Source organism: Escherichia sp. HH41S (assembly GCF_009820115.1).
Lineage (GTDB): Bacteria > Pseudomonadota > Gammaproteobacteria > Enterobacterales > Enterobacteriaceae > Escherichia > Escherichia coli_F.
Genome location: NZ_VNXE01000005.1, coordinates 1 through 2047 on the forward strand (window position 1 = coordinate 1; position 2047 = coordinate 2047).

Sequence of the window (2047 nt, forward strand, 5' to 3'; positions counted from 1 at the left end):
ACCGTGCTGCGATCTTCTGCCATCGACGGACGTCCCACATTGGTGACTTTCACCGTGCGGGTGATCACTTCCTTCGCCGTCACCGCCTTACCGATACTGCTGACCCAGCCGCGGAACACATCGACCGTGCCGTTCGGGAAGCGGATTTTATAGGCACGGGTATCGCCTTCATTAAACCACGCCAGCAGCGCCTGCTGCCCCTGCTCTCCGGGCATCCACGCCAGCGTGAAGCTGGTATCTCCGGCAGATTTCTGCCCCTGCCCGGTCGCAGTCCAGTCTGCATCTTCATCATCGAGATAGCTGTCGTCATAGGACTCAGCGGTCAGTTCGCCGGGCGTCAGGTCTTTAACTTTTGCCAGACGCGACCAGTCAACGTCTGAAAGCGGATTCGCATAAGGGTCACCGCTCCCCTTATAAACCCACAGGGTGGTCCCGGCACCTTTCACCGGCATTGTAGGATTTGGTACAGGCATAGCGTCCTCACATTTCATAGGTAATGACATAAGTCAGATCGGCTGAACTCCACAGGCCCGCATCATCGTCGCGCCGGTAGTCATAGCCGCTGGCCACCATACTGGTGATCAAATCTGACAGTGCCGGGATATCGCTCATCACCGGATAAATCCGGGACTCCATCCACGCATCCAGCTCTGAATCCGGCACCTGAGCAGGCAGGAAAACTTCGATATGCAGCTCCGCCTGCCAGGTATCGCTGTCCAGCTCTTCGCCCGTGTATTCAGCGCCGGTGAGATAAACGGCAACTGCCGGAAAATCCGCCTCATCAAAAACAGCGGGGCGACCATCAAAAAACGTCGCCCCGGTGTCATGCTTCTCCAGTGCATCCAGTACGGCTGCACGGAGTTCAGTATGTTTCATCGCTTTATTACCATTCTCAGTTGATGCTGCAGCGCATAGCCCAGCTCTTTCGGAAGACGTTCACGCCGTATCCGTTCAATATTCTGTTTAAACGCCGTGGTAAGCGGCACCGCCATCGGGATTTTCACCACATCAATGGGGTAACGGTTTTTCCCGGCCACACGCTGCATGACATGCCACCGGCCATTTTTCAGTTGCTGAATAAACGCGCCGGGAATACGACGGTTTCCCACCACAAGCACGCTGCCGCCACCTTTCAGGGATGAACGCTGCCCCTTTTTACGACGTCTGCGGCGGGAAAGGACAACCCGCGCGTTACCCAGCTTGATTACGGGCAAATCCCCCCGGTTAACCCTGATTCTGGCCTGCGGATTTTTGACCGTGGCCCTTTTCAGCCTGGCCCTTTCCTTTACCAGTTTCCGGCGTACCTTTGTCTCACGGGCAACCTGTGCCACCGACTGCGATATCGCGGATGAAGCAACGCGGTTAATGGCCATTGCGGCGGCACCGGGCACCGCCGTTCTGCTGATACGGCTGAGGTTTTCAACGGCCTGCTCAAGACCTTTTATGGCCATACATCCCCCTTTCAGCGGCGACGGTTAACGGCAGGCGGTACGCCCCGCCCAAGCCAGAGATGACAGCTTCCGCCATCATCCGGCGAAATCCGGTCTATCCAGAAGTTTTCCTCACCGATGGTCAGCGTGTCGCCGCGCCGCAGCTGCCGCACATCATCAGTCCGGACAAACAGGGACGGGCTGGAGCCTTCAACGCGCACGCCCTGTCCGGCATAGCTGATATTTTCAGGGTCATCAAAAACACCACGTATCACAGCACCGGACTGCTCACCGGATGTCATGGTGGCTGACGTTCCCATGTACCCGCGTATCGTTTCATCGGCGCAGGCAATGGCAGCATCGAACAGGTTATCGAAATCAGCCACAGCGCCTCCCGTTATTGCATTCTGGCCAGGCCGCGCTCTGTCATTTCAGCTGCCACACCGGCAGAGACACGGAACGCCGTTCCCGGCAGCACAAATGCCACAGCCTCATCCCGCGTGGCGTGAAGTGCATCGGTATGCAGCGTCACCAGTGCCACAACCGTGACCAGATCAGCCGTATCAGTCACGGTATCCGGCTGCGCTGATACAACCTCATTTTCATGTCCGGTCAGC

At 57.3% G+C, this 2047-nt stretch carries 5 protein-coding genes; all 5 read right to left on the reverse strand.

The genetic code is table 11. From position 1 onward, the window contains the following. Window positions 1-473, reverse strand: a 473-nt coding sequence (locus tag FQZ95_RS01040; protein ID WP_272917182.1) for a phage tail tube protein, incomplete at its 3' end; no start/stop codon positions are given. A 7-nt stretch (window positions 474-480) separates the two neighbouring features. Next, the gene (locus FQZ95_RS01045; RefSeq protein ID WP_000683105.1) at window positions 481-876 is read right to left on the reverse strand and encodes a phage minor tail U family protein; all 396 of its coding nucleotides are present in this window, start codon (window positions 874-876) and stop codon (window positions 481-483) included. Further along, on the reverse strand, window positions 873-1451 hold the full coding sequence (locus tag FQZ95_RS01050) for a phage tail protein (RefSeq protein WP_001398561.1): 579 nt from the start codon (window positions 1449-1451) through the stop codon (window positions 873-875). Before FQZ95_RS01050 ends, FQZ95_RS01045 begins: the two co-directional genes overlap by 4 nt. Before the next feature lie 11 nt (window positions 1452-1462). Further along, window positions 1463-1816: a head-tail joining protein gene (locus FQZ95_RS01055; RefSeq protein WP_000752960.1), complete on the reverse strand. Its 354-nt coding sequence runs from the start codon at window positions 1814-1816 to the stop codon at window positions 1463-1465. A gap of 11 nt (window positions 1817-1827) precedes the next feature. Continuing rightward, window positions 1828-2047, reverse strand: a 220-nt coding sequence (gene gpFI / locus FQZ95_RS01060) for a DNA-packaging protein FI (RefSeq protein ID WP_024212794.1), incomplete at its 5' end; no start/stop codon positions are given.